The sequence below is a fragment of the Tateyamaria sp. genome (assembly GCF_059783535.1).
In genome coordinates this window covers 1-24,299 of the sequence record NZ_JBYNDP010000028.1, presented here as the reverse complement: position 1 = coordinate 24,299, position 24,299 = coordinate 1, and the positions used below count along the sequence as shown (strand labels likewise).

Genomic DNA, 24,299 nt, shown 5'->3' with positions numbered 1-24,299 from the left:
CCCTGCTGCAGGTCCCAGGCGGAGAGGATGCGGCGATCCGGCTTGTCCTCTGGGCCTGTATCATCGCTTTGGGGGCCGTGGCCCTCTCGGAATGGTTGGCGCGCAGGGTTGCACGCAGGATCGCAGGCACATGACATTGTCCGTCGCTCTCCGTCACCGTTTGGGTGATTTCGCGCTGGAGGTCGCGTTCGAGGCTGGACCGGGTGTGACCGCCCTGTTTGGTCGCTCAGGCGCGGGCAAGACGACCATCGTGAATGCCGTGGCTGGCCTGCTGCGCCCTGATCATGCACAGATCACTCTTGATGGGCTGCGTTTTGACACCTTGCCCGTGCACAAGCGCCGTATTGGATACGTGTTTCAGGACGCCCGCCTGTTCCCCCACATGAGTGTGGCCGACAACCTGGACTACGCCAGCCGCTACGGTGCGCGGGCGTCGGACCGTCCACGGATCATCGAAATGCTCGGAATTGGCGCCTTGCTGGATCGGCGCCCCGCGACGCTGTCTGGCGGGGAAAAACAGCGCTTGGCTCTTGGGCGCGCGCTTCTGTCGAACCCGCGTCTTTTGCTGATGGACGAGCCGCTTGCAGCCCTGGATGGTCCTCGCAAGGCCGAAATCCTGCCCTATCTCGACCGCCTCAAGGCCGAGACGGGCGTGCCGATCCTTTATGTCAGCCATGCGGTTGAGGAGGTTGCACGTCTGGCAGACCACATGGTGCTGCTGGCCGGGGGGCGTGTGGCGCGACAAGGGCCGATCTTCGACGTGATGGCGGACCCTGCGGCTGTGCCACTTCTGGGCGTGCGCGAGGCCGGTGCAGTCTTGCGCGCTCGGGTGGCGGCCCATAGCGAGGATGGGTTGAGCACCCTTCAGCTGGCGGCAGGCAGCGTGCAGTTGATGGGGGTACAGGCCCCCGTCGGATCAATGGTACGCCTGCGTGTTCTGGCGCAGGATGTGCTGTTATCTCTCTCACAGCCCGAAGGCTTGAGTGCGCAAAATATTCTGCCCGTGACCATCAAAGCCATTCGTGCGGGCGACGGTCCGGGCGCAGCCATTGCACTGGATGCAGGCGGAGATGCGCTGCTGGCACGCGTCACGGCACGGGCGGTGCAGAGCATGGGTCTGCGCGAAGGGCAATCCGTGTTCGCGGTGATCAAGGCAACGTCTGTTGCGCAATCGGCGATCTCAGGCGGCGCTACTTGAGCGCCAGCACCTCGCTCCGCAACCGCTCGACCATGTCTTCGTGCGGCTGATCCGCCTCCACCGCAAGGCGGCGCAGTCCGAAATGCACATGGGCCATGTCAGTGTAGTAGCTGGTGTAGGCATAGTTTGTGGCAGCACCCGCGACAGCACCCAACACAGGGATGGTTTGTGCTGCCAGTTTCTGGCCCATCACAATGGCCAACCGTGGGGCCACGCGGGCAATCAACCCCTGCATGGCCGCGCCGCTCAGCGCCATGCGGGCTGACAGGAATGCAATATCAGCGCCATCGTCATGTTCCAGCGGACCTGCGGCGGCAAAAACCTGAACACAGTCAAAGCGCACCGAATCCATCGCAGGGTCAAACCCGTGCTCCACAGCCACACCTTCGATCACGCGCAGCAGCAGCGTTGTGGTCACGGGCAGTTCGGCCAATGCCGTGGGCAGACCGCCAAACCCGCCTGCCGCCCCCATGGCGGCACTGACGGTTGCGTTCAGCCACTCGGCCTGATCCGGGACGACGCCCCGCGATTTACTGGCCGCGCCCAGCGCCTGGACCAAGGCCGCGCGGGTCGCGCCGTCCAATTGATCCCGGACGGGGCCGGGCAATCGGCTGAGCAACCCATCGGCCTGCGTGCCCAGCGTGTTGAGGACCTGAATGCCAAGACCGCCTGCGCCCTTGTAGCGGCGGGCCAGCCGGTCAAGCTCGGCATCTGTGTCCAAGGGTTTGGGAACAAGGATAAATTCGTTCATCCTTTTAACATGGGATGACACGTACGCGTTATCAACCGAAGCGCATAACGTCGCCGCGCACCCCATCCCACGCGCCATCAGTTAGGTCGCGGCCCAAGACACGTTCAAGGTTGGTTGGCGGGGGCATGATGACGCCCGGCAGTTTCTGGAACCCGAAGCGGCTGTAATACGGGGCGTCCCCCACCAGCATCACCCGGTCCCAGCCGGACTGCACCGCCTGCCCAAGCGAGGTTTCGATCAATTCGCCTCCAAGCCCCTCCCCCTGACGGGTTGGGTGGACCGCCACCGGACCAAGCAATAGCGCTGTCTGAGCCGCGATCTGCACGGGCCAATACCGGATCGCACCTGCAAGAATGCCATCAATATCCCGCGCCACATGACTCAAGCCCGCGACCGGGGGCACATCATCGCGCAATCGGTAGGATGACAGCGCCTCACGCCCCGGTGCGAAGCACAGGTCATACAAGGCCTCGACCTCCCACCGATCGTCAGGCGTCTCTGTGCTCAGATGATACATGGGCGGTGCGTTTGGTCCGGGGTCTTATGGGCTGGAACCCGCCCTAGCATGCAGGTAACCCTTGCGCAAACGCACGAAACGGAGCCCGCATGTTCTACCGCCCCGCCGATGGCCACGGCCTGCCCCACAACCCGTTCAACGCAATCGTAACCCCCCGCCCCATCGGCTGGATTTCGACCCGGGGCAGCGATGGATCCGACAACCTTGCCCCCTATTCCTTCTTCAACGGCGTGTCCTATGTCCCGCCACAAGTCATGTTCGCATCGACCAGCACAAAGGCAGACCGTGACGGCACCAAGGACAGCGTCGCCAACATCCGCGACACGGGCGTATTTTGTGTGAACGTGGTGGAATATGCGATGAAGGATGCCATGAACCAGACATCTGGTGAGTGGTCGGCTGACACGGACGAGTTTGCGCTTGCGCAAATCGACAAGGCCGGCTGTTCCGAGATCAACTGTGCCCGTGTCGCCGCCTCCCCGGCCTCGCTTGAATGCCGCATGACCCAAATCATCAAAATCGAGGGCGAAGCAAACTACGTCGTCTTTGGCGAGGTCGTGGGCGTGCACCTGCGCGACGACTGCATCGTCGACGGCATCTTTGACGTGCTGCAATACAATCCACTCACCAGGCTGGGATATCGCGACTATTCTGTCGTGCGCGAGAAGTTCAGTCTGAAACGGCCTGGCGAATGACCTTTCCGGACGCAGGGCGCGCCTATCCCATCACCCTGCCCGACGGGTCCGATCACCAAGGGACCGTCTTTCTGAACAAGGTCATCGATCATCCCGGCTGGGAGATCGGTGATTACACCTACGCCTCAAACTTTGCACCGGTGGCGGATTGGGCGGCGCACTTGGCCCCCTACATGTTCGGATATGGGCCTGAAAAACTGCGCATCGGCCGGTTTTGCCAGATTGCACATGGGGTGCAGTTCATCACATCGGGCGCAAACCACGCGATGGATGGGCTGACCACCTTTCCCTTCCCCATCTTCGATCAGACACAGATGGCGGGGTTTCAACCGGACACGCGTGATACGGTAATCGGGAACGACGTCTGGCTGGGATACGGCGCAATCGTGTGCCCCGGTGCGCGGATCGGGAACGGTGTGATCGTCGGGGCTGGAGCCGTGATACGGGGCAACGTTCCGGACTACGCCATTGTTGCGGGCAATCCTGCACAGGTGGTCAAGATGCGCTTTTCTGACGCCGATATCGCAACGCTCAACCAGCTTGCCTGGTGGGATTGGTCGGCTGACCGCATCGCGGAAGCAGTGCCCGCATTGCTGGCCGGTGACGTCGAAGCATTGACAACCTGCTGATCACGCGGGGTCGGCGGGGTTTCTTAGTGTGCCCCGCCACCTGCCAGCCCGACGCCAGATACCAACGCACCCCAGACCTTGAGGCGCAGCCCCACAGCCTTGACTACCCCGGTGGCCGCAATGATGTGCCCCGCCACGCCGCTGAGATTGCTGGTATAGGTCTGGATGATGCAGCCGGAGCCATCGACCATGATGGCCTCATGGTCGGGGTGCTCAAGCTCAAAATAGACAAGCATCGATCCGCGTTGCAGCCCGTTTTCTGGCTCAAGCAGCCGGCCGCCGGGCACCACCTGCCCGGCCGCGATGGCGGGTTGGATGGACGCGACGCGCGCAGGCAGAACGGCATTGCGGAATGACAGGCCGATATTGCTGTCGCAGGCAATCTCGGCGGGCATCCCCTCGTACAACGTAGCACGCGCCACTTGTGAAAAACCGGCAGTGATACGCAATGGTACGCCTTCGGGCCGGTCAGGGATGATCACCATCGCCGGGCTCAGGATCAGCTGGGACGCCGGGCTGCCCACGCTCATGGCAAGCTGGGTGAGGACACCATCGGAAAAGGCGCGTACCTCTGTCTGCGCCAGCGCCACCTGCGCGCGCTCCAGCGCCGCCTCCGCCGCGCGGCGCTCGGCCGGGATCGCTTGTGTGATGTCGGATTGGGCCAGATCAGCCTGCGCTTCGGCCGCACCCTTTTCTGCCTCCGCGACGGCCACTGCGGATTCGAGTTCGCGTACCGTGTCCTGCGTCCCCACATTGCGGGCCAGCAATGTCTGAGCGTTTTCCAGATCGACCTGCAGCTTTTCCAGCGATGCGGTTGCTTCGAGCACGCTGGCCTGTGCCACAAGCAGGGTATCCTGCGCCTTGACCTCAGCCGCTGCGAGGCGGTCAAACTCGGCCTCTGCCTGCTTGACTGCCGCAGCCTGGGCGCTGTTTTCAATGCGAAACAGAAGGTCACCCTTCGACACGCGTTGCCCGTTCACAGTCGGCAGCTCAGTCACCGGACCGTTGGTTTGCGCCACAACGGACACGGTGCGGAACGGCAGTAGGCCGGAATAGGATTTCGGGTGGAAATAGAAGATCACCAGGAACAGCGCAAAGGCCATGATCGCCCAAAGGAACACTGCCGTGCGCATGTTCCAGACCGTCAACGCCTCGCCCCTGCGCTTGAGTTGGAAATACCGGATGACAACCGGGAACGAGGTCAGGAGCAGTTCAAACATTCCGCGGCTCCACCTGATCGGTCCCAGTTTGCGCAGCAGCATCGGAGTTTTCTGTGGCCGGGATTTCGTCGCGACGCAGGTTGAACCGTGACCAGTCCGCCATCAGTGCAATCAGGATCGCACTGAGCGGCAACAGGGTATTGAAATGCCCCAAGGGAAAAATCTCGTAGAGCAGCGCAATGGTCAGCATGGTCGGTATGGTTTTGGCCAGCGGCGTACCCTTGGACTGATGTTCAGCCCAGCGATCGAAAGCCGCATACAAGGATACGAGCCCGTAGAGGGCGAGGCCGATGAAGATCAGCGATATCCACGCCAGTGAATCTCCTTCGCCCGGGGCTACAAACCAAGACGGCGATGCATGTCCGCCCCCACTTTCACTCGCCATTTGTCGCGCCCCCAGCTCGCTTCATCTAAAGTCGATCTCTAACCCGAGTTGTAGCGCCGGTCCATTTGCGATTTGCGGTTCGTCGTTCATTCGCAAATGGACAGTGTGACGTGCCCAGAAATCAACCAGGCGCTCAGGCCACATATGCCCCATGACAATCCGGTGCCGATCGGCGATTTGGCGCGCAATTGCACGCGCGAGGCTTAATCGCGTCGAGCCTCCCAAAACCGCATGCTAGCGTAGCGAAGTATTAAATAGGCTCAGGAGTTCAGCCCATGCATAAATTTCTTGCCCTCGCTGCGGTCGCAGCCATGACGACGCTAGCAGCTTGCGGCGACAGCACGCTCGAACGCGCGGTCGTTGGCGGCGCTATCGGCTGTGCAGCAGGCGAAGTCTTAACAGATGGACGCTGTGTCGAAGGGGCCGTTGTCGGCGCTGGCGTCGGCGTGATCACGGACTGACACACACCGTTTTTGGATAGCTAAGAACAGTTCACACGAACGCGGTCTCCCGCTTCATGGCGGGTGCCCGCACCTTTGCCCTAGGCGACGCGCATATGCGCGCCCCTTAGTGCCCGCCCAAGATACCCGTACGTACGCCGTAATCGGTGGCGATCTCGTAATCAGGGTCATCATCACTGTCGACAATCAGGTGACCCGCCTTGGTCAGCAGCTTGTGACAGTCATGCGTCAGGTGACGCAGCTGAACGCGCTTCCCAGCCTCTTGATACTTGCCAGCCACCGCCTCGATCGCCTGCAGAGCGGACTGATCCACAACACGGCTGTCGGCAAAGTCAATGATGACCTCACGCGGGTCACTGTCGACCTTGAACATCTCGATAAAGCCGGTTGCCGATCCAAAGAACAGCGGGCCCTGCACCTGATACACACGCGCACCCTCGGGGGTGGTGTAGGTCTTGGCGTGAATGCGACGGGCATTGTTCCACGCATAAGCCAGCGCTGACACGATCACACCAACGACAACAGCAACGGCAAGGTCCTCCATCACTGTCACCACAGTCACCAGCACGATGACAAAGGCATCCGTCAGGGGCACTTTGCGCAGGATCTTGAGGCTGTTCCACGCAAATGTCCCGATCACCACCATGAACATCACACCAACCAAGGCAGCCAGCGGGATCAGTTCGATAATGGACGACCCGACAAGGATAAAGGCCAGCAGGAAGAGCGCTGCCGCCACACCAGCAATGCGCGTGCGCCCGCCCGATTTCACGTTGATCATGGACTGACCGATCATCGCACAACCGCCCATACCGCCGAAAAAGCCGGTCGCTGTGTTCGCCAAGCCCTGCGCGATGCACTCTTGGCTCGCACCGCCACGCTGGCCGGTCAGGTCGCCCACAAGGTTCAGGGTCAGCAGGCTTTCGATCAGGCCAATGGCAGCCAGGATCACAGCATAAGGCAGAATGATCTCAATCGTTTCCCATGTCAGCGGCACCATCGGAATGTGGAATGGGGGCAACCCGCCTTCGATCGAGGCAAGATCACCGACGCGCGGCACATCCAGACCAAAGGCGATCACGATGGCTGCAACAATGCCAATACCCGCGAGCGGTGCCGGAATGGCCCGCGTCACACGCGGCGCAAGCCAGATGATAGCCATCGTCAACGCAACCAGCCCCAGCATCATGAGAAGCGGCATGCCCGACAGCCAATCGCCGCCCGCCATACCATGGCCAGATGCCTCGGCACTGCCTGGCACCTTGAATTGCGTCAGCTGGGCCAGGAAAATCACGATGGCGAGGCCATTCACGAACCCCAGCATCACCGGGTGCGGAACAAGACGGATAAACTTGCCCCACTGCATCACACCCGCAAAAATCTGCAAAAGCCCCATCAGGACGACGGTGGCAAACAGGTACTCAACCCCATGCTGCGCCACCAGCGCGACCATGACGACAGCCAGAGCGCCCGTCGCACCGGAAATCATGCCGGGACGACCCCCGAAAACCGCGGTAATCAGGCCAACCATGAACGCCGCATAAAGGCCCACAAGCGGGTGCACCCCGGCGACAAAGGCAAAAGCCACCGCTTCCGGCACCAGCGCCAGCGCCACGGTCAAGCCAGACAGCAGGTCGGTCTTGATCTGACCCGGTGTCAGCTTGGTGTCACCCGGCGCGATGGAAAAATCACCAAAGCGGGTCTTGGTGTTGAGGTTATCAAGAAAGGCCATTCGGAATCCGTCTGCTCGTGGGGGCGCGATCGGTGGCATCTAAACCATCAGCGGGTTAATAACCATTGCACCGTACGCGGGTCTGTTATGTGCGCTGCACATAGCAGGTTATGCAGGAATGGCACGGTATTTCTGGGTATGCAGAAGCTGACTTTATTTGGCGTCAGGCGATGTTAGGGTGCTCTCGGGAAACGGGAGTGTACGGGTATGGCGGTTCTGCGCACATACAAGGAAGTTTTGGCGTTTGACGGCGGGCCCACAGAGGCGGAAGAGAAGCTGATTGAGGCTTGCCAGGCAGGCAAGCGCTGCGAACTCGGCTCTGATTGTCCGGATAAACCCGATGCTGCTCATACAATCCGGGCAGAGATCCTCCGTTACCTCATTCTCGGCGGGTGTGCAGACTGTCCCGTCGAAACTGCCGGTGTCGTCTTGATTGGCGCCTACGTCACCGGACAGCTCGACCTCAGTTTCGCAAAGGCTCATGGTGCGACGCGGTTTTTACACTGCCATTTCGACACACGTGTAACCTCCGAACTGACTGTGTTCCAATCGGTTGGGTTTGCGGAATGCATCTTGCCCGGCTGGCGGGCTCAAGGCGCTGAGATCAATGGCAGCGTCTACATACGCAATACCATCTCCAAAGCCACAATCGTCCTAAACAGTGCAACCATCGGCGGACAGCTTGATTGCACAGGTGCCCAGCTGTCTGCACCCAACAGCCCCTATGCATTAATGGCCACCGGCGCGCACATCTCAGGCGGCATTTTTCTACATCCGAGGACAAGGCAAGAAAAGGACAAGATCAAAACACCCTTCCACTGCACCGGTGAAATTCGATTGAACGGCGCAACCATTGGCGGCCTCTATGCCCAAAGCACGACGCTGATCGCCACATCAAGCGGGCAGTCTCTCTCGCTTGGCGGGGCTAAGGTCAACGGGGCTGTGCGTCTCGATGCATGCAACAGCACGGGTGAAATCCTTCTGGCAGGCTCTCGTATCTCTGGTCGTCTCACTTGCGAGCGTATCAAGCTCAAGAACGACAGTGGCCACGCCTTCAACGGCCAAGCCATGCGCGTTGAACATTCCTTTGTCTGGAAAAAGGTCGAGCATCACTCAGGCGCCGTCAGCCTGAACGGCGCGCATGTCACGGAACTGGACGATCACCCGGACAACTGGCCGAATAGCGACAGACTGTTTCTGGACGGGTTCACCTATGATCGGATCAAAAGCACGGTGTCCACCTCACCTGCCCGCATGGATTGGCTGAAGAGCGGGAGCTACTTCGGCGAAGAGTTCCGCCCGCAGCCCTATTCCCAATATGCCAAGTTCCTGCGCGACACCGGCCACGACGAAGATGCGCGGCATGTCCTTTACACACGGGAACGCAAGCGTCGCGCCAGCACACGCGCTCAACTCAGCGCCTCCGGACACAGTTTCGCCGGACCACTGAACCTCTGGTCTGGTTTTTGGGACATTTTGCTCCGCCTTGTGGTTGGCTATGGCCACCACCCGTTTCGCAGTGTGGCCGCGCTGGCCCTACTGATCTGCTGCACCATCATCCCAGCCCACTACGCGTGGGAGGAAGGCAGCTTTGCCCCAAACGCAGCACCTGTGCTTGTCTCGGAAGAATGGACCACTCTGGCCAGCACCGAAAACCATCCCGCCACAGTTTGGTCGGGCGACAAACTGCCAATGAAAACCGACCTCACCTTGCCTGAATGGAAATCCATTGCGCCCGGTCGCGATTGGGAGACGTTCAACCGATATGCTTACGGTTTTGATGTCGTTATCCCCATCATCGACTTCGGCCAGACGGAAGCCTGGGCACCCTCCACCAATCGCGGCTTTTGGGGCTGGCATCTGTGGTGGGGACGCTGGGTGCTAAGCGTGATGGGCTGGATTGTCACCGCCCTGGGTGCCGCCGCCATTACAGGAATCATCCGCCGCGAATAGTGACACCTGTTGCCACCTTCTTCACCTCTGCGCACGGTGGGGGTGCATGGGGGGTGTACGCGTGGTGCACGGCTGGTGTACGGGTGGTGACGGCCTGTTTTGGCTCGAAAATTTTCTTCTGTTCCGGCAAGAGAGACCCCAATGACGCAAACGAAAATTGCCGTGATCGGCGGCTCCGGCATTTACGATATCGACGGGTTGGAGGGGGCCAAATGGGTGCAGGTCGATACGCCTTGGGGCGCGCCATCGGATCAGATCCTGACTGGCACATTGGACGGGGTCGGCATGGCCTTTCTGCCACGGCACGGGCGCGGTCACGTGCATTCCCCGACCACCGTCCCCTATCGCGCAAACATCGATGCGCTCAAGCGGTTGGGCGTGACGGATGTGATCTCGGTCTCGGCCTGCGGGTCGTTCCGTGAAGAAATGGCTCCAGGCGATTTTGTCATTGTAGATCAATTCATTGACCGGACCTTTGCCCGCGAGAAATCGTTCTTCGGCACGGGCTGTGTTGCCCATGTTTCGGTTGCCCATCCCACCTGTCCACGCCTGTCGGATGCCTGCGAAACCGCGGCAAAAGACGCCGGGATCAATGTGCACCGGGGTGGTACATACTTGGCTATGGAGGGCCCGCAGTTTTCAACCCTCGCCGAGTCGAAAATGTACCGGGAAAGCTGGGGCGCGGACGTGATCGGCATGACCAACATGCCCGAAGCCAAACTCGCCCGCGAAGCCGAGCTTTGCTACGCCTCCGTCGCCATGATCACTGACTATGACAGTTGGCATCCGGATCATGGAGAGGTCGACGTTACCCAGATTATTCAAACGCTTATGGGAAATGCAGACAAGGGTCGTTCACTGGTCAAACGCCTCCCCGCCCTGTTGGGTGCGGACCGCGCACATTGCCCCCACGGCTGCGACCGCGCGCTGGAATTTGCAATCCTCACATCGCCCGATGCCCGCGATCCTGCCGTGGTGTCCAAGCTTGACACTGTGGCTGGCCGGGTGCTTTGACGCAAAGGAATTCACGATGCCATTTGATCTTTGGCTGACCTTCGTTGTCGCCTCCACCGCCCTGTTGGTCATTCCCGGTCCAACGCTCATGATGGTGCTGAGCTATGCGATGACCCAAGGGCCTAGGGTTGCCATCGCATCCGCGCTTGGCGTGGCCACTGGCGACTTGATCGCCATGACGCTGTCCGTGATCGGACTGGGCGCTCTGTTCCTGACGTCAGCGCTGGCATTCACCGTTTTGAAATGGGTGGGCGCTGTTTATCTTGTTTATCTGGGCATTCGCATGTTGCTGAGTGCTCGGACACCGTCCGCGACAACGCTGATGAGCAAACTCGATGGCCAGAGCGCCAAGCGTGTCTTTCGCGATCTCACAACGGTCACGGCACTGAACCCGAAATCCAATACTTTCTTCGTGGCCTTCGTGCCGCAATTCATTGATCCCAGCGCCGGTTTTGCCCCGCAAGCCGCGATTTTGATTGCCACGTTCGTGGGCATCGCGGGCGTCAACGCCCTGATCTTTGCGCTGGCTGCCAACGCCATGCGCAGCCGCATCACGCGTCCAAAAGTTCAGATGTGGTTGACCCGTGCGGGCGGGGCCACCCTTGTGGGCATGGGCCTGCTGACCGCCACACTTCGGAGAGCCACATGAAGACCGTTCAAGATTACATTCGCACCATCGTCGACTTCCCCCACGAAGGGATCATGTTCCGCGATGTAACCACCCTCTTTGCAGACCCGCGCGGGTTTCGCATTGCGGTGGACCAGATGCTGCACCCTTATGCCGGGCTTGAGATCGACAAAGTCGTAGGACTTGAAGCACGCGGCTTCATCCTTGGCGGGGCCATTGCGCACCAGTTGTCGATTGGCTTTGTCCCGATCCGCAAGAAAGGCAAGCTGCCCGGTGCAACGATTTCGGAGGCCTACACCTTGGAATATGGCGAGGCGATTGTCGAAGTGCATGACGACGCAATAAAAGCAGGAGAGAAGATACTGCTTGTCGATGACCTGCTGGCCACCGGGGGCACGGCCGAAGCTGGCATCAAACTGGTGGAACGGCTTGGGGGCGAGATTGTGTCCTGCGCCTTTGTCATCGATCTGCCCGATCTGGGTGGGCGCGCACGGCTTGAGGCCATGGGCATGGACGTGCATGCGCTATGCGCATTCGACGGGGAGTAACGCCACAATACCGGGCATCGAGGGCCAGGCCCTTCGAAAACACTCCTGCTCCGTGTGCCGATACGTGCGAGATCATATAGGCTTACCGGATCACAGACGCTGGACCAGACAACATGCCCAATCACGACACGCGTCGCAAAATCGCACTCGTCACCGGCGGTGGCAGCGGCATCGGCCGGGCCACTGCCAAGCGCCTTGCTGCATCGGGCGCACATGTGGTTCTGACAGGGCGCCAAGCTTCCACACTCGACAGTGCTGTGGCGGACATCACAGCACAAGGCCATAGTGCGCAGGCCATCGTAAACGATGTCACCGACAGCAACGCAGTGTCAGACCTGCACAGCCAGATCCTGGCTGAACACGGTCGGCTCGATATTGCCTTCAACAACGCAGGCTACCGCGAAGAGCGTGCGCATCTATGCGATCAATCTCTCGATACCTACACACGCATCTTTGATACCAATGTTCGCGGGGTCCTGGCCTGCCTGCACCACCAGATCGCGGCGATGCGAACGCAGGGCACTGGTGCCATCGTCGTCAATGCGTCCATCAGCGGTTTGCGCAATCCCAACGCAGGTTTCGGGCTGTACTCTGCCTCCAAGGCCGCCGTGATTTCGATGACACGCACTGCTGCCATGGAAGAAGCACAACACGGCGTACGCATCAATATGGTCGCACCGGGGCGCGTGGTCACCGACATGATCATGGAACCAGGGCTTGATCTTGACGCGGTCGCCGCGACGCTTCCGCTCCGCCGGACTGGCACCCCCGAGGAAGTGGCTGAGGCGGTGCTCTGGCTCGTCTCTGACGCTGCAGCCTACGTTGTTGGACACGTGCTTTGCGTCGATGGAGGATTCATGGCGTCCTGACCGTTGCAGCCGAACCCACTGCGAGAGGGGGATTGGTCCTTAGGGCATCCGCGATCCTCCGCGCCCAGATGTCGTAAACCTGCTCCCCGGGGTGAAATCCATCAGCGGCCATGAGCGCCGGCTCCAGTGGCAGATCAAAGGGCAAATGTTCTACCCCATCCTGACCGGCGCACAGGTCGGCAAGGATCGTGTCGAACCGCGCTGCACGTGCGCCCAACACATCGCGCAAAGGGCGCGGCAAAAGCGGAAAATCACCAAGCGGAGGCACACCCGATGCATAGATACGCCGCGCGCCGTGCCGCCTGCGCGATTGCGCAAGCAGCTTCGCGTAGTTGGAGTGCCAGCGGGTTGGATGCATCCCGTTTTTTGTGTCGTTCACCCCGAGCGCAATGACCGCAACGTCAAATTCTTGGGCAGGCTGAGAGTTCAGCATTCGCAACATACCGGAGGTCGTCAAACCCGATTGCGCCCACAATACCCATTGCACATCGTAGTCGGCATCCAGATGCGCAACCAGGCGACCCGTCAGTGCGGCATCCTGATGAGCCGCCCCGACACCCGCCGCAGAACTGTCGCCCAGAACGAGCACCCTCAACGGAACCCCGCCCCCCGACCGGCCGCTTCGCGGCCCGTCGGCTTCTGGCAAGCGCATGGCGCGCGCCGCCACCCAGATGGCCTGCACCAACAAGACCGGCGCAAGGACAAATGTGGGCAAACCTGCCATCAGACACACCCTTGGGTCGGTGGGAGGGCGCCTTTCGCGGGCGCAGCCTGCGAAACAGAGCCAACCAACGACATCATGCCTGCTGCGCCCGCAAAACCGCACCGGGATTCATAATCCCATGGGGGTCAAGGGCATCCTTGATGGCACGCATGGCCGTCAACTTTGCCGGATCACTGTACCGCTCCAGGTCTTCGACTTTCAAACGTCCAACACCGTGTTCGGCACTGACCGATCCGCCCATTTCATGTACCAGCGCATGGACAACCCGTTTGATTTCAGGGCGTTCTGCCTCATGGTCCGAACGGCTTTTGCCCGGAACCGGAAAGACGTTGTAATGTAGGTTGCCATCGCCAACATGCCCAAAGCAGTTGATACGAAAGTCTCCAAGCCGGGCGATACGCCGCCCACCTTCCGCAATGAAGTCTGCGAGCGCCCCCAAAGGCACTGAAATGTCGTGCGAACTGACGGACCCGATGCGGCGATTGGCTTCCGGGATGCTCTCCCGGATCATCCAAAAATCGCTTGCTTGCTGAGCGTTCTGGGCGATCATGCCGTCTTTCACGAAACCCGCTTCTGAAGCTGCCACGAAAATCCCTTCCATCGCTGCGATCGGATCTTGATCGCGCGAAAGACCCAGCTCAATCAATACGGACCATTCCGGTGTCTCTGTCCACGGGTTGCGGACTTGAGGCAAGGTTTCCTTCAGAAACGCAAAACCCTGTGCATGGATCAATTCGAAAGCCGATACGCCCTCTCCGACATGATCTCGTACCAAAGACAGCAATGACAGCGCTGCCGCCGGAGAAGCGACCTGTACCAAGGCCGTTCCTGCCGCGGCAGGGCGTGGTGACAGTTTGAGAGCCGCGGCGGTTATAACACCCAGCGTCCCCTCGGCTCCGATCAACAGGTGCCGCAAATCATAGCCCGTGTTGTCTTTGCGCAGTCGGCTCAGACCGTGATAAATCTGGCCGCTCGGCAATACGGCCTCAACACCCAAACACAAGTCGCGCGCATTGCCATAGCGCAACACGCCAGTTCCCCCGGCGTTGGTGCTGAGGTTCCCACCAATCCGCGCCGATCCTTCGGCTGCAAGCGACAACGGGAACAAACGGTCCGCCTGCTCCGCAGCCTCCTGTACATCAGCCAGAATGACGCCCGCCTCTGCGATCAGCACGTTTTCCTCGGGGTATGTGGCACGGATGGCCGTCATTTTCTCAAGTGACAGGATCAAGGGAACAGGGCCGTCCTCCGCCACCTGGCCACCGACGAGGCCCGTGCCTCCCCCATATGGGACTACCGGCACACGCATGTCCGAGGCTATTGATACCAGTTTGGCCACTTCATCTGTGCTTCGGGGCAAGGCCAGCAATCCAGCCTGACCGACATAGCGCCCGCGCGGCTCTTTCAGATGCGCTGCATCGGCATCGGCAAAGCGATTTTCGGGCAAGATCGCACTGATCTTATCCGCCCGGTCCGCTGTCAAAGAATTCAGCATGAATGCCCCCCGCTACTGCCCGTGTTTGGTGCCAGAAACCTGCCACACTCACAACGTGAAAGGCACCACTATTCGCCCTCCTCGCGCAGCCATTCGGGACGCAGAACCATGATCGTGGGACGCGCAGGTAGCCGATCAATTGACACATCAAGAGATGGACCGCCCACGTCAACCACCTGGAATTCGTCGCGCATGCCAGTCAAAAAGGCGTCCAATGTGAACTCCCCGAACCAGTGCATCGGGATCACGATTGAGGATTTGAGCCGCGAAACGATGCGCATCATCGTCGGTAAATCCACAGTCATGCCGCCATCAACTGCAGCCATGACAACATCCAGCCGCCCAATAGCCGCGTATTGTTCTGCGCTGGGTTCGTGGTGCAAGTGGCCGAGATGTCCGATGCAAAGGCCGGCCACCTCGAAAATGAAAATCGAGTTTCCGTTCTCTTCGACCCCGGACCATTGCGACCGGATGTCGGTCGAGACATTGCGCACAAGCACCTCTCCGAGATCGACACGGTGGCTGATGCCTTGGCCAAATTCCTCTCCCCAGCCCGGCAGAACATGGGGAATGGCCGGGTCTGGAAACGCGGTCCAATGCGTTTCATGTGCATGGTTCATGGTCACAACATCCGGGATCATCGGCACGTTGCCGACAAAGCCGGTGAAATCGGTGACCATGTTCAGACCACCCGCAGTGCGGATCAGGAAAGACGCATGCGCAATGTAGTGGATGCGCACCGTTTCGGGGGTGACCTCGACATTGTAGCTGGCCTGCTGAATGAAACGAGCGCCGTCAATCTGATCCGCCAAAGCGATACAATGGCTCGGAGTTCGAGCCTCTTGTGCTGCGGCTGTCAGGGGCAAGAGCAGCAAAGCGAAAGCAAGTAATAGAAAGCGCATGCCTATCAGGTTAGTGCGTGCCACGATTTTTGCAAAACCTTGGAGGCGTTTCGCGTCAGGTTTTACCCCGCATCGGTGCGTCCGCGCCTGTCCATGCGCAAAGCTGCATAAAGAACGTGCGTCCGCCAGCGTCCACCGATCTGAAGATAGCTTTGTGCGACGCCCTCGTATTTGAAACCGCACGTCTCGAGCAATCCGCGCGAAGCCATGTTTTCCGGAAGGCAAGCGGCTTCGATCCTACTGAGGTCAAGCCGCGTGAATGCGTGATGCACAACCGCAAGGATCGCCTCACGCATGTATCCTTGGCGCGCGTGCGGTGCACCTGTCCAATAGCCAAGGGTACCGGCCTGGGCAGGGCCGCGTCGGATGTTGTCCAACGTGATTGCGCCAAGAAGTGCGTCATCACCGCGCCGGAACAAAAACAAGGGCATCGCCGTGCCACTGGTCACGGATCGCTGCGCCCAATACACGCGATTGGTGAACGCCTTGCGTGTCAGGTGGTCATTTGCCCAGCTGGGCTCCCACGGGGTGAGGTGTTCTGCGCTGGTGGCGCGCAGCGTGGCCCAGTCCCGAAAGTCGGAATGCGTTGGCGGCCGCAGCGTCATCCGCTCCGTCTCGATCCGCAATTTCCGCTTGTTCAGGATCATCAGGCGGCGCGCTGCTCCTGCAGAGCCATGCGTGTTGGTGCTGAATCAATTGGCCCATAAAGCGCCAAGGCCATTGGCGCCTGCGTGGCCATATGTTCAGCAAAGGCGTGCACGTCTGCGACCGTAACGCTGTCGATCAGCGCAACCGTTTCGGTCAATGCCGGCACGCGGTCCCAAATCTGCACCAGCCTTGCCAGACGTTCCGCGCGGTTTGACGGGCTTTCAAGGCCCATCAACAACCCCGCCTTCATCTGGGCACGCGCCCGGTCAACTTCCGCAGCAGTCATGTCGTCAGCGGCACGCTTGATCTCGTCCACCGTTATCGTGGCAAGGTCGGCAACTTGCTCTGCCGAGGTACCGGCGTAAACCGTCGTCATACCGGTGTCAGCATAGGCCCCCGCCTGCGCGAAGATGGTATAACAAAGACCGCGGCTCTCGCGCACCTCCTGGAACAGGCGGCTGGACATGCCGCCCCCCAAAGCACTGGCGTAGATTTGCGCGGTATAAATTGCGTCGTCCCGATACCCGGGTGACTCAAAAGCCATCGCGAAATGCGCTTGTTCCAGCGCTTTGATGCGCCGTTCTTCCCCGCCTGCAAAGGTGGCGAGATCGGCAACGCGCTTTGGTTGTGGGCTGAGATGACCAAACAGCTCCTCGGCCAGTCGCACGATGGCGTCATGATCAACGGCGCCAGCGGCGGACAGGATCATCTGCTCCGGGCCATAGTGCTCATCGACGAAGCGGGACAGATCGGTACGCCCAAAGGACGACACCCGTTCGGTGGGACCAAGGATCGTACGGCCCAGGGGCTGTTCGGGATAGGCCTGTTCCTGCAACCAGTCAAAGATGACGTCGTCCGGCGTATCCAGCGCCTGCCCGATCTCTTGCAGGATCACACCGCGCTCGACCTCGATCTCGCTCTGATCAAAGACGGGGTTCAGCAAAATGTCGGCCAGAACATCCAGGGCCAGCGGCACATCGTTTTCCAGAACGCGGGCGTAGTATGCTGTGACTTCGCGGCTCGTATAGGCGTTGATGTATCCGCCCACATCTTCGATGGCCTCGGCAATCTGCAACGCACTCCGCCGTTCAGTGCCCTTGAACGCCATGTGTTCCAGGAAATGGGCAATGCCGTTCTGTTCGGGTGTTTCGTGGCGGGCGCCCGCGCCCACCCAGATACCGATAGAGGCCGAAGCAAGCCCCGGCATATGTTCAGTGACGATGCGAAAGCCGTTGCTCAGGCGATGGGTCTGCGTGGTCAAAGTGGTCTCGCTGCTCTGTTGCTACTGCGCACGGTGATTGATGATATGCGCTTTCAGCGCTTCAAGATCGTTCGGCACCCGTGTCAGCCGTTCCGAGCGTTCATACAGGTCTGCCATCCTGGGTGGAAGGGGGGGCGTGATCCCTGTTGCTGCCTCGACTGCCGCAGGGAACTTTGCGGGATGTGCGGTGGCAAGCGTGATCATGGGCGTACCCACCTGCCGCTGAACATCCGCAACGTGTACGCCAACAGCGCTGTGCGGACACAGAAGCTCTCCGCTCACCTTGAGCGACGTGGCAATCTGGGCGCTCGTTTCATCTTCGGAGACGCGCCCTGATGCATAGTGGTCCTGCAGCACCTGCATCGCGCCTTGGCTGATGTCGAAGCCACCTGCCTTCAACTCATCCATCAATTGCGCGACAGCCGCGCCATCACGGTCATAAGCGTCAAAGAGCGCGCGTTCGAAATTCGAACTGACCTGGATATCCATGGACGGGCTGATGGACGGAATCGTCTCGCCCTTGTGATAGCCCTGCCCGCTCAGACAGCGGTGCAGGATGTCGTTCTGGTTTGTCGCAACGACCAGACGCTCAATGGGCAGGCCCATGCGCTTGGCGATATAGCCTGCAAAGATGTCACCAAAGTTGCCCGTTGGAACTGTAAAGCTGACCTTGCGATGCGGCGCACCAAGGGCCACGGCGGACGAGAAATAGTATACGACTTGCGCCAGCACGCGTGCCCAGTTGATCGAATTTACACCGGCAAGGCCAACACCATCCCGGAACTCGAAATCGTTGAACATATCCTTGAGCCGCGCCTGGCAGTCGTCAAAATCACCGTCCAGCGCCAATGCATGCACGTTGCTTTCTGTGGGCGTCGTCATCTGGCGACGCTGCACTTCGGACACACGGCCATGCGGGTACAGGATGAACACGTCAACGTTGTCGAGACCGCGGAATGCCTCGATGGCAGCCGATCCGGTGTCGCCGCTGGTGGCCCCCACGATCGTTACGCATTGCCCGCGCCGCTTCAGCGCCGTCTGGAACAGCTGACCAATCAGCTGCATGGCGAAATCCTTAAAGGCAAGCGTGGGCCCGTGGAACAGCTCCAGCAAGAAATGCCCCTGATCCAGTTGCACCATGGGTGCACGCGCCGCATGACCGAACCCTGCGTAAGCGCGGTCAATGCAGGATCGGAATTCGTCGTCGGTAAAGGTGTCACCCACAAATGGGCGCATGACAGTGTAGGCGATCTCTTCGTAGGGGTGCCCCTCCATTTCGGCAATTGTTGCCGTATCAAGAGTTGGGATTGTCTCGGGCACGTATAGACCGCCGTCACGGGCAAGGCCGGTCAGCATCGTGTCTTCGAAGGTCAGCACCGGGGCCTGTCCTCGGGTCGAGATATAGCGCATGGGTTCGTCTTTCTCAGCGCGGGCTGCGGTTGGTGCGCAGCACGAAATAGGCGGTCATCAACACCCAGATCGCCGAAAGCGAAAACCAGGTGATTGCGTATTGCAGGTGATCGTTCGGAATGCCAGCGGTGTCTACAGGCCAGGGCGTCACGCCAAGGTCAGTTTCCGGCGCATCGCGCAGCACAATGAGGATGGGCTGTGTATTCAGGGCCGCAGCCATTGCCGGTACATCACGTGCAAACCACAGTTTTGCTTCTAGGTCAGGCGCGGGTGTGAATTTATCCGCTTCATTGGGCGCATCCAGATTGCCCACAAGCGTAAGGCGCACCTGTGGTGCGTTCCCCACTTTACGCTCGTCAACCTGCCACCCTGTGTCGACAAGCACCGAACCAAAGCCCTCGACATTAAACGGGCGTATGATGCGATGTACGGCTCCAGTCGTTCTGCGGGACGCCAGCATGCGAATGTGATCTGCTCCGAACTCACCTTCCACTTCGACCGGCGCATAGCGTCGAAACGAAGGTTCCAACGCCTCCTCAAGCGGGATGGGGTCCGCAGAAATTTGCGCTTCGATACGTGCGAGGAGATCCTGCTTCCAGGCAAGCCGTTGTACCTGCCAGACCCCAAGGCTGATCAGGATACCCGCCCCCATCAACCCGAACGTCATCAGAAAGAGTAAGCGACGCATGCGCCCGTTTGTCCTGTCTGAAAGTGAAAAGCGCGCGGAAACCGCGCGCTTTGATCTTGATGCGGCAATCGTGCCTTAGTGGTCAAGGCCGGGCATGACGCCAACGCCCCAGATGTAGACAGCGAAGAACAGGAACAGCCAGACCACATCAACGAAGTGCCAATACCACGCGGCGGCTTCGAAGCCGATATGCTTCTCGGCCGAGAAGTGCCCCTTCATCGCACGCAGCAGGCACACGAACAGGAAGATTGTTCCGATGATGACATGCGCGCCGTGGAAACCAGTCGCCATGAAGAAGTTGGAGAAGAACTTGTCACCGCCAAACTCCCAACCTTGGTAGAGCAGGTATGAGTATTCGTAGGCTTGGAAGAACGTGAACAGGACGCCGAGTACAACTGCGATGGCCAATCCATTCACCACGTCCTTGCGCGCGCCACCGTGGACCAGCGCATGGTGCGCCCAAGTCACGGCACAACCTGAGAGCAGCAGGATCAGGGTGTTGATCAGCGGAAGGTGGAACGCATCAACGTGATAGATCTCAGGCTGGATGTACTCAGTGCCGACATATTCGCTCATCGGGTACATGGCGTTCTTGAAGAACGACCAGAACCATGCGGCAAAGAACATCACTTCGGACATGATGAACAGGATGAACCCGTAGCGCAGGCCGATGCGGACCACAGGTGTGTGATCCCCGACTTTGCTTTCTGCGACAACGTCAGTCCACCAACCAAACATGGTATAAAGGACAGCCACGAAGCCGATCAGGAACAGCCATGGGCCGCTCAGTTCGACCGACTTGAAGAGGATGGTCATGCCGCCGGACATCCAGGCAACCGCGCCAAACAGCATGGTGAAGCCTGCCAATGCGCCGATCAAGGGCCAGGTCGATGGCGCAAGAATGTGGTAGTCGTGGTTTTTTGCGTGGGCCATTGTCCGTCCCTCAGTTCAGGTTTGTATCGTTTGACTGCTCAAGTGCTGCAAAGCCTTCGGGCAGGTCAATTTGGTAAAAGGTATAACTCAGCGTGATTGTGTGCACGTATTTTGCATCGCGATCGGTGACGATCTCCGGATCGACGTAGAACGTAACCGGCATCATCACACGTTCACCTGGTTGCAGCACCTGCTCTTCAAAGCAGAAGCAGTCGATCTTGGAGAAAAAGCCGCCAGCTTCATAGGGGGCGACATTGTAGCTCGCCGAACCTGCAACCGGTTTGTCCGTCGGATTGTAGGCTTCGTAAAAGGCCAGCCCAGTTTCACCAATCCGCAACTCCATCTCGCGCACTTCCGGCGTGAATTGCCACGGCATATGACGCTCAAGCGACGCATCGAAGCGCACTTTGATCGTCTGGTCTAGAATGTCGTCACTTGCGACTTCGGACACACCCGGCGTGCCACCAAATCCTGTCACACGGCAGAACCAATCGTAGAATGGAACTGATGCCCAGGCGAGCCCGCCCATGACGACGACCAAACTAAGCGTCTGGAAAACGGTCTGTTGTGGCCCAGAGAGGTGGCGCATTACTGTGTCTCCTCGATCCGGGGCAGCTCGAACGCGCCGCCCGTGATTTTCACAAAAGTCAGTGCCAGGACCAGAACAACGAAGCCAACCAGCATCAAGCCAACACCTACGTTGCGCCCTTTCCGGCGCTGGTGAATCTCGTGCTCAGCCTTGATGCTCACGCCCAGATCCCCCACGCAGCGGGCAACATTGCTTCCACCAAGATGGCGCCAAAGTGCAGGAAAAGATACAATAGCGACAGCTTGAAGAACGATTTCTCTACAGCATATCCATCCGCTTCGGCCTGTGCCTCATCCCGGCGCCAGATGTCGAATGCGCCTTTCAGGAACAAAGCGTTCAGAACTACGGCCACTGTTAGGTACACAGGACCACCAATGGCCGTGAAAGCAGTGCCGACAGCGAGTGCTACCAGCAGTACAGTATAGACCAGAATATGCATTCGCGTCGCCTTGCGCCCATGCGTAACTGTCAGCATCGGGACGCCCGCATCGTCGTAGTCGGACTTCATGAACAACGCCAATGCCCAGAAATGCGGCGGCGTCCACATGAAGATCAGCGCAAACATCAGCCATGCTTCGACGGACATGGAGCCGGTGGCGATCACCCAGCCAATCACCGGAGGGAACGCCCCAGCCGCGCCACCAATCACGATGTTCTGCGGCGTCGACCGCTTCAACCACATCGAATAGATTACGGCATAAAAGAAGATAGTGAAGGCCAGAAGACCGGCTGCCAACAGGTTGGCGCTCAGCGCAAGCATCATCACCGACATGCCGGAAAGAGCCACACCCAGCACCTTGGCTTCGTCCGGGGTGACCTTGCCGGCGGGTATAGGCCGCTTGACCGTCCGCTTCATCACGGCGTCAATATCCGCATCCCACCACATGTTCAGCGCACCCGACGCCCCTGCCCCAATGGCAACAAACAGGATCGAAGCAAATGCGACAACGGGATGTACCGAAGCCGGGGCCGCTAACAAACCGACAAGCGCCGTAAACACCACAAGCGACATAACGCGCGGCTTGAGCAGCGCGAAATAGTCGCCGAGGCTCGCTTCGGCCTCTTGTGTTTGGGTCTGGTAGCTGATGTCTGTCATCGCTTTCCCGCCGAAATCAGGATGAACGCGGCAGACCCAGAGGCCGCCGCGTCAGATCAGTTTGTCAAAACCTGCGCAACGTCCACATAGTCGCCGCCGTCGCGGTTCGCTTCCACCCAAGCCGCGTAAGCGTCCTCGCTCACCACCTTGACGGTGATCGGCATATAAGCGTGGGCGATGCCGCACAGTTCGGAACATTGACCGAAGTAGACGCCCTCTTTTTCCGCCTCGAACCACAGTTCCGCCAGACGACCGGGCACGGCGTCCTGTTTCACACCGAAGGCCGGAATGGTCCAGGCGTGGATCACGTCTGCGCCGGTGACTTGCATCACGATGGTCTTGCCGACGGGAACAACAACCGCCGTGTCCGTGGCCAGAAGGAAGTCTTCTTCGCCGTAGCCTGCGGCAGCAAGCTGCGCGCGCACATCGTCATTGATGGCATAGTTGGACGTTTCGGCAGCATCGTCGGCCGTCGTTGCAGGTGCACCGATCATGTAGCTTTCGAATTCGATCCCTTCGTCCACATATTCATAGCCCCAGAACCACTGGTAGCCGGTGACCTTCACGGTCACGTCAGCTTCGGGAATCTCTTGCTGATGAAACAGTGTCGGCAGCGAAAACGCACCGATGAACACGAGGATCACAATCGGAATGATCGTCCAGGCGACCTCGACCGGCGTGTAGTGACTAAACGCAGCAGGCTCCGGGTTGCGTTTGCGGTTATAGCGCACGATCACCCATGCCATCAGCCCGGTCACAAACAGAGTGATCAAGGTGATGATGACAAGGATCATACCGTCCAGCCATTGCAGCCGACGGGCGATTTCCGTGGCCGCAGGCTGAAAGCCCATAGCACCATCCACGGGGCGGCCAATCACCTCAAGGCCGTCCTGAGCCCAGGCCGGGGCGGCAGCAAGGGCGCTGAGAACACCCGAAATCGAGAAAAGCTTTTTCATCTGGTCGTCCTGATCTTGAGTGATCATCATTTTGGTTCGGAGAAAGGCCGCAGCAAACGCCGCGATTGCCTCCCGTTGTATTGTCGCGACTTACAATCATATCTTGGCTTCAAGATAAAGACATAAGGGGCGCGTCAAACGGACGCTTGCCGTGGCGAAATGCCCCACAGTACACCGGAGTATACCAAATGACCGACGCCCCTTTTGCACCGCTGGATCAGGATATTGACCGCGCGGTGGCCCTGCAGGTGCTGCGCGACGCCACAGCTGGCGCGGACGACGGCGAATTGTTCCTGGAACGCCGCCGCTCAGAGGCATTGGTGTACGATGACGGTCGCCTGAAAACAGCCAGCTATGATGCAGCTCAGGGATTTGGACTGCGCGCCGTAAAGGGAGAAGTGGCCGGATACGCGCATTCCACCGAAGTCTCCGAATCTGCCTTGCGTCGCGCCTCAGAGACGGCGCGCCTTGCGGTTGGAAACGGCGGCGGGACGTTGGCGGACGCTCCGCAGCCGACCAACAAGCATCTGTATACGTCCGATGATCCCATTGCCGGGGCCAGTTTTCCGGTCAAGCTGGAAACACTGAAGGAAATCGACGCCTATGTGCGCGACCTTGATTCGCGGGTCGTTCAGGTGTCCGCCTCGCTTGCTGCTTCGATCCAGGAGGTCGAGATTTTGCGCCCCGAGGGCCATTCGGTGCGTGATGTCCGCCCGATGACTCGTCTGAATATCTCGGTCATCGTGGAACAAAACGGGCGTCGCGAAAGCGGGAGCGCAGGCGGCGGTGGGCGCGTTGGCCTCGATGGACTGATCGATCGCACCGATTGGCAGGCCAAGGCGCGCGAAGCATTGCGGGTGGCCGTCGTAAATCTTGATGCGGTCCCGGCCCCTGCTGGCGTTATGGATGTCGTCCTCGGCCCTGGCTGGCCCGGCATCCTTCTGCACGAAGCGATTGGTCACGGGCTCGAAGGAGACTTCAATCGCAAAGGAAGTTC

The 24,299-nt window shown here is 59.7% G+C and carries 27 protein-coding genes and 1 pseudogene; 11 read left to right on the top strand and 17 right to left on the bottom strand.

The features are described 5' to 3' along the window. Both AC6RA8_RS07985 and modC read left to right on the top strand, forming a co-directional pair. A pseudogene (locus tag AC6RA8_RS07985) lies at positions 1-134 on the top strand (molybdate ABC transporter permease subunit); the annotation flags it as partial. Further along, positions 131-1,198 (top strand): molybdenum ABC transporter ATP-binding protein, encoded by a 1,068-nt coding sequence (gene modC / locus AC6RA8_RS07980; protein ID WP_500351833.1) that lies wholly within the window; start codon positions 131-133, stop codon positions 1,196-1,198. The pseudogene AC6RA8_RS07985 and the gene modC, both read left to right, overlap by 4 nt. Here the strand turns inward: modC and AC6RA8_RS07975 are convergent. Together AC6RA8_RS07975 and AC6RA8_RS07970 are read right to left on the bottom strand one after the other, a co-directional pair. Then, complete coding sequence (locus AC6RA8_RS07975) at positions 1,191-1,949, bottom strand: EcsC family protein (protein ID WP_500351831.1); 759 nt, start codon at positions 1,947-1,949, stop codon at positions 1,191-1,193. The two genes, modC and AC6RA8_RS07975, sit on opposite strands and share 8 nt — an antisense overlap. Positions 1,950-1,980: 31 nt before the next feature. After that, on the bottom strand, positions 1,981-2,466 hold the full coding sequence (locus tag AC6RA8_RS07970) for a GNAT family N-acetyltransferase (protein ID WP_500351830.1): 486 nt from the start codon (positions 2,464-2,466) through the stop codon (positions 1,981-1,983). 89 nt (positions 2,467-2,555) lie between these two features. Between AC6RA8_RS07970 and AC6RA8_RS07965 the strand changes: the two genes are divergently transcribed. Continuing rightward, entirely contained in the window at positions 2,556-3,161 is a 606-nt protein-coding gene (locus AC6RA8_RS07965) for a flavin reductase family protein (protein WP_500351828.1), read from the top strand. Then, a complete protein-coding gene (locus tag AC6RA8_RS07960; protein ID WP_500351827.1) occupies positions 3,158-3,790 on the top strand; it encodes a CatB-related O-acetyltransferase in 633 nt (210 codons plus the stop codon). Before AC6RA8_RS07965 ends, AC6RA8_RS07960 begins: the two co-directional genes overlap by 4 nt. A gap of 23 nt (positions 3,791-3,813) precedes the next feature. Here the strand turns inward: AC6RA8_RS07960 and AC6RA8_RS07955 are convergent, their stop codons facing one another. Both AC6RA8_RS07955 and AC6RA8_RS07950 read right to left on the bottom strand, forming a co-directional pair. Beyond that, entirely contained in the window at positions 3,814-5,010 is a 1,197-nt protein-coding gene (locus AC6RA8_RS07955; protein ID WP_500351826.1) for an HlyD family secretion protein, read from the bottom strand. Further along, complete coding sequence (locus AC6RA8_RS07950) at positions 5,003-5,395, bottom strand: hypothetical protein (RefSeq protein WP_500351824.1); 393 nt, start codon at positions 5,393-5,395, stop codon at positions 5,003-5,005. The genes AC6RA8_RS07955 and AC6RA8_RS07950 overlap by 8 nt, the downstream gene beginning before the upstream one ends. A gap of 275 nt (positions 5,396-5,670) precedes the next feature. Between AC6RA8_RS07950 and AC6RA8_RS07945 the strand changes: the two genes are divergently transcribed. Then, positions 5,671-5,856, top strand: a complete 186-nt coding sequence (locus tag AC6RA8_RS07945) for a hypothetical protein (RefSeq protein ID WP_500351822.1) — start codon at positions 5,671-5,673, stop codon at positions 5,854-5,856. Between the two features lie 106 nt (positions 5,857-5,962). On the opposite strand, the gene AC6RA8_RS07940 is transcribed toward AC6RA8_RS07945, so the two are convergent. Beyond that, a complete protein-coding gene (locus AC6RA8_RS07940) occupies positions 5,963-7,588 on the bottom strand; it encodes a SulP family inorganic anion transporter (RefSeq protein WP_500351820.1) in 1,626 nt (541 codons plus the stop codon). A 207-nt stretch (positions 7,589-7,795) separates the two neighbouring features. On the opposite strand from AC6RA8_RS07940, the gene AC6RA8_RS07935 reads away from it, so the two are divergent. The 5 genes from AC6RA8_RS07935 (at position 7,796) to AC6RA8_RS07915 (ending at position 12,600) form a co-directional block, all read left to right on the top strand. After that, positions 7,796-9,541 (top strand): hypothetical protein, encoded by a 1,746-nt coding sequence (locus tag AC6RA8_RS07935; RefSeq protein ID WP_500351819.1) that lies wholly within the window; start codon positions 7,796-7,798, stop codon positions 9,539-9,541. Between the two features lie 141 nt (positions 9,542-9,682). Continuing rightward, entirely contained in the window at positions 9,683-10,555 is an 873-nt protein-coding gene (locus tag AC6RA8_RS07930) for an S-methyl-5'-thioadenosine phosphorylase (protein WP_500351817.1), read from the top strand. A 16-nt stretch (positions 10,556-10,571) separates the two neighbouring features. Further along, entirely contained in the window at positions 10,572-11,204 is a 633-nt protein-coding gene (locus AC6RA8_RS07925; protein WP_500351815.1) for a LysE family translocator, read from the top strand. Continuing rightward, complete coding sequence (locus tag AC6RA8_RS07920; protein ID WP_189368826.1) at positions 11,201-11,731, top strand: adenine phosphoribosyltransferase; 531 nt, start codon at positions 11,201-11,203, stop codon at positions 11,729-11,731. The genes AC6RA8_RS07925 and AC6RA8_RS07920 overlap by 4 nt, the downstream gene beginning before the upstream one ends. A 113-nt stretch (positions 11,732-11,844) precedes the next feature. Beyond that, positions 11,845-12,600, top strand: a complete 756-nt coding sequence (locus AC6RA8_RS07915; protein ID WP_500351813.1) for an SDR family NAD(P)-dependent oxidoreductase — start codon at positions 11,845-11,847, stop codon at positions 12,598-12,600. Here AC6RA8_RS07915 and AC6RA8_RS07910 read toward each other — a convergent pair. From AC6RA8_RS07910 to coxB, 12 genes are all read right to left on the bottom strand, one after another. Beyond that, complete coding sequence (locus AC6RA8_RS07910) at positions 12,587-13,324, bottom strand: SGNH/GDSL hydrolase family protein (protein ID WP_500351811.1); 738 nt, start codon at positions 13,322-13,324, stop codon at positions 12,587-12,589. The two genes, AC6RA8_RS07915 and AC6RA8_RS07910, sit on opposite strands and share 14 nt — an antisense overlap. 73 nt (positions 13,325-13,397) lie before the next feature. Then, entirely contained in the window at positions 13,398-14,819 is a 1,422-nt protein-coding gene (locus AC6RA8_RS07905) for an FAD-binding oxidoreductase (RefSeq protein WP_500351810.1), read from the bottom strand. Positions 14,820-14,887: 68 nt separating this feature from the next. Then, complete coding sequence (locus AC6RA8_RS07900) at positions 14,888-15,721, bottom strand: MBL fold metallo-hydrolase (protein ID WP_500351808.1); 834 nt, start codon at positions 15,719-15,721, stop codon at positions 14,888-14,890. A gap of 62 nt (positions 15,722-15,783) precedes the next feature. Continuing rightward, entirely contained in the window at positions 15,784-16,368 is a 585-nt protein-coding gene (locus AC6RA8_RS07895; protein WP_500351806.1) for a GNAT family N-acetyltransferase, read from the bottom strand. Beyond that, on the bottom strand, positions 16,368-17,630 hold the full coding sequence (locus tag AC6RA8_RS07890) for a M16 family metallopeptidase (RefSeq protein ID WP_500351804.1): 1,263 nt from the start codon (positions 17,628-17,630) through the stop codon (positions 16,368-16,370). Before AC6RA8_RS07890 ends, AC6RA8_RS07895 begins: the two co-directional genes overlap by 1 nt. Before the next feature lie 21 nt (positions 17,631-17,651). Next, positions 17,652-19,040 (bottom strand): threonine synthase, encoded by a 1,389-nt coding sequence (gene thrC, locus AC6RA8_RS07885; RefSeq protein WP_500351803.1) that lies wholly within the window; start codon positions 19,038-19,040, stop codon positions 17,652-17,654. Between the two features lie 13 nt (positions 19,041-19,053). Beyond that, the gene (locus tag AC6RA8_RS07880) at positions 19,054-19,728 is read right to left on the bottom strand and encodes an SURF1 family protein (RefSeq protein WP_500351801.1); all 675 of its coding nucleotides are present in this window, start codon (positions 19,726-19,728) and stop codon (positions 19,054-19,056) included. A 75-nt stretch (positions 19,729-19,803) separates the two neighbouring features. After that, positions 19,804-20,661: a cytochrome c oxidase subunit 3 gene (locus AC6RA8_RS07875; RefSeq protein WP_500351798.1), complete on the bottom strand. Its 858-nt coding sequence runs from the start codon at positions 20,659-20,661 to the stop codon at positions 19,804-19,806. A 10-nt stretch (positions 20,662-20,671) separates the two neighbouring features. Further along, the gene (locus AC6RA8_RS07870) at positions 20,672-21,250 is read right to left on the bottom strand and encodes a cytochrome c oxidase assembly protein (RefSeq protein ID WP_500351796.1); all 579 of its coding nucleotides are present in this window, start codon (positions 21,248-21,250) and stop codon (positions 20,672-20,674) included. Further along, a complete protein-coding gene (locus tag AC6RA8_RS07865) occupies positions 21,250-21,411 on the bottom strand; it encodes a cytochrome c oxidase system small membrane protein (protein ID WP_500351794.1) in 162 nt (53 codons plus the stop codon). Before AC6RA8_RS07865 ends, AC6RA8_RS07870 begins: the two co-directional genes overlap by 1 nt. After that, on the bottom strand, positions 21,408-22,346 hold the full coding sequence (gene cyoE, locus AC6RA8_RS07860) for a heme o synthase (protein ID WP_500351792.1): 939 nt from the start codon (positions 22,344-22,346) through the stop codon (positions 21,408-21,410). The genes AC6RA8_RS07865 and cyoE overlap by 4 nt, the downstream gene beginning before the upstream one ends. Before the next feature lie 56 nt (positions 22,347-22,402). After that, positions 22,403-23,302, bottom strand: a complete 900-nt coding sequence (gene coxB / locus AC6RA8_RS07855) for a cytochrome c oxidase subunit II (RefSeq protein ID WP_500351854.1) — start codon at positions 23,300-23,302, stop codon at positions 22,403-22,405. A 188-nt stretch (positions 23,303-23,490) separates the two neighbouring features. Here coxB and AC6RA8_RS07850 point away from each other — a divergent pair. Then, positions 23,491-24,299 (top strand): TldD/PmbA family protein (locus tag AC6RA8_RS07850; RefSeq protein WP_500351791.1); only part of this gene is annotated, 809 nt, incomplete at its 3' end.